This window comes from Cupriavidus sp. 2SB (assembly GCF_005503625.1).
Classification (GTDB): domain Bacteria; phylum Pseudomonadota; class Gammaproteobacteria; order Burkholderiales; family Burkholderiaceae; genus Cupriavidus.
The window spans coordinates 1-2,852 of the sequence record NZ_SCMX01000162.1 but is presented as its reverse complement, the minus strand read 5'-3'; the positions used below and the strand labels follow the sequence as shown (position 1 = coordinate 2,852).

Genomic DNA, 2,852 nt, shown 5'->3' with positions numbered 1-2,852 from the left:
CTTCGATGGCGGCGGCGCCTCGGGCAACTGGTAAGGAGCGGCGATGAAGACACCCAAGGCATCGCGTCCTCCGCTCGGCGTCTCGCTGCAGCGCACGCTCCGGCATTTCGGTACCGGCCCGAGCGTGGCGCGCCGCGCGTTTCCCGATGAGGCGCGGCATCAGATCCAGGTGGCCGTGCACAGGGGCGAGCAGCATCATCGCGGCGAAGTGCGCGTGGTGATCGAATCCAGCCTGCCGCTGGGGCTCGCGTGGCGCGGCACCACACCGCGTGATCGAGCGCGTGCACTGTTTGGCGCGCTGGAAGTCTGGAATACCGAGGATCACTCGGGCGTGCTGCTCTATATCAATCTGGCAGATCACGCCGTGGAGCTACTGGCCGATCGCGGCATCGATGCCTGCGTCAACGCCGAGGCGTGGCGCGGCATCTGCGACGAACTCGTGCAGGGCCTGCGCGAGAAGCTCTGCGTCCAACCCGTGCTGCATGCCATCGCCCAGATTCACGCGCTGCTGATCCAGCACTTCCCGGCCTCGGCAGGACACAACCCCAACGAACTCGACGACCGGCCCATCGTCCTCTGAACCCTACTTCGCGCGCGCCGCGCTGCGGGTTGCCTCGACGATGAAGATGAACGTCAGCACCGCAGCCGCCAGCGCAAAGATCGCGTAGCCCATGTTTGTCCCTTCGAGCGCGAGCAGCGTGGGCGAGTAGGTACGGCTCGTGCAGATCATCGTGCCCGCTGCCATGCCTGTGTAGTGCATGCCGCAGACCGCCACGCCCATCACAAACGCGGCCACCACCTGCCAGCCGCGCGTCTTCACGGTCGTTGCCAGCCACAGGCCGACAATCGACACCACCACGGCGATGCCCGCCGACAGCGCGACGATGTTCCAGTCCCATTCAAAACGGCTGTTGGTATGGATAGCGGCCATGCCGGTGTAGTGCATCGTCGTGACGCCCAGCCCCGTCAGCACGCCGCCCGCGACGATATTGCCCGGCACGCTGCCTGTGTGGCGCGATGCCCGCGCCAGTCCGGCGGCCACGAACGCCATGACCACGACCAGTGAACCCAGCGTTGTCAGCAGGTCGAACTCGCGTCCGGTAGGCGTGCGATACGCCACCATGCCGATGAAGTGCATCGCCCACACCGCTCCACCGCCGAGTGCCACGCTGGCACAGAGCAGCCGGTCGGCATCGATCGACCCATCGGCTCGACGAATGCCGCGCGACCAGCGCAGCGCCACGTAGGCGCCACAGACCGAGATCAGAAACGACAGGCCAACCATCGGCCAGTTGTACTGGTACGGCACTACCGCACCGGGCACTGCCTGGAATCCCTCGAACATGACCCCTCCGTTTGGCTCTGTTGTCCAATGCGGAAGAGTGTGGCGAGCGATTCAAACGTTCACCAATACCTCATACGAGTATCAGAAGTGGGGTGTCAGGCCGCTATCGTCGCTTACGTCGCTTACGTCGCTTTCGTCGCTTTCGGCGGCTTCTTCTCCATCAGATACCAGATGGCGGCCAGCACCTGCACCACGACCAGCCCGCCCCAGACCATCAGATGGGCCGAGACAGGATGCCGTCCATCGGTGGAGGGGAAGAAATCGAGCACGAAACCGATGCCTACCTGGAACACAAAGGTTGCCAGGAACACGGTCAGCGTCATCGCCGTGGTGGCACGGCCAATCAGGTTGTCGGGAAAACGGCGCGCCAGCAGCGCGTAGGTCAGGATGCCACTCGATCCGAACACGCCATAGGCGCCCCAGAGCAGCGCCAGCGGGATGAACGGCAGCCGCGCCATCAGCAGCAACTGGATCACGATGAACGCGATCATGCCGAAGCCCGCGAACGCGTAGAGACTGATGCCGCGCCGCTCCAGATGTCGCGCTGCCCAGCCGGCGCCCACGCACCCGCCCATCATCGCCAGGCCGATCACGGAGACCAGCCGCGCGCTGGCGCTGGCGTCGAGGCCCTGCACGTCGTGCATGAACGCGCTGACCCACAGCGTCTGCACAGCCAGAAAAATCCCCTGATTCAGCAGCGTCAGCGGCACCACGCGCCAGAACCGCTCGCTGCCGAGAATCAGCCGTGTACCGCGCATCTGCTCGGCAAAACTCTCCTTGCCAGGACGCCGGGCGTCGGGCACGCCAAACCAGAGCAGCAGCGCCATGCCGAACGAGACGACGCCCATGCCGATGCTGACCGTGCGCCAGTCCGTCACCGAGAGCAGCCAAGACAGCGGCGCGCCGACGACCACCGCCCCCATGCCGCCGATGGCCATCACCAGCCCGTTCAGGAACGGCATGCGCGCGAGCGGGAACCACATCGACAGCGCCTGGATGGCCGCCCCAAGGCAGACCGAGACACCGACGCCAATCATCGCGCGGCCCGCCGCCAGTCCGGCCATACCCGGTGCAAAGGCGAAGATGAACGAGCCTGCCACGGCCAGCAGCAGCAACGCGGCTTCCGTACGGCGCGGACCGAAGCGGTCCAGCAGGATGCCAGCCGGCAATTGCGCGCAGGCGAAGCCAAGGAAGTAGAAGCTCGTGAGCAGGCCGAGGTCGCCAGCGGTCAGTCCGAGATCGCGCGTGAGAAACGGCGCGAAGCCGAGATTCACGCCCCGGAAGATATAGGAAACGAGGAAGCCGAGCGAAAACAGCGCGAGCACGCGCCAGCGGGCCGGCGAGGCGTGGCGCGGCTCCGTGGACGGAACACCGGCGCGCGGCACCGGTTGAGTAGTGGAAGCAGTCATGCCGCCATTGTGATCACCATCGTGGTGCAAATCCAACGAAAGATACCCGCCGCAATTGTGAGTAGAATTTGACGACCTCGCCCCAGCCGCCCCGCCCC

General features: G+C 65.6%; 3 protein-coding genes. 1 reads left to right on the top strand and 2 read right to left on the bottom strand.

The features are described from left to right. Positions 1-43: 43 nt before the first annotated feature. Positions 44-580: a TPM domain-containing protein gene (locus tag FFS21_RS31795; RefSeq protein ID WP_137928640.1), complete on the top strand. Its 537-nt coding sequence runs from the start codon at positions 44-46 to the stop codon at positions 578-580. 3 nt (positions 581-583) lie between these two features. Here FFS21_RS31795 and FFS21_RS31790 read toward each other — a convergent pair whose 3' ends face one another. Both FFS21_RS31790 and FFS21_RS31785 read right to left on the bottom strand, forming a co-directional pair. Then, positions 584-1,345: an MHYT domain-containing protein gene (locus FFS21_RS31790; protein ID WP_137928639.1), complete on the bottom strand. Its 762-nt coding sequence runs from the start codon at positions 1,343-1,345 to the stop codon at positions 584-586. A 122-nt stretch (positions 1,346-1,467) separates the two neighbouring features. Further along, positions 1,468-2,754, bottom strand: a complete 1,287-nt coding sequence (locus FFS21_RS31785; RefSeq protein ID WP_137928638.1) for an MFS transporter — start codon at positions 2,752-2,754, stop codon at positions 1,468-1,470. Positions 2,755-2,852: the final 98 nt, after the last annotated feature.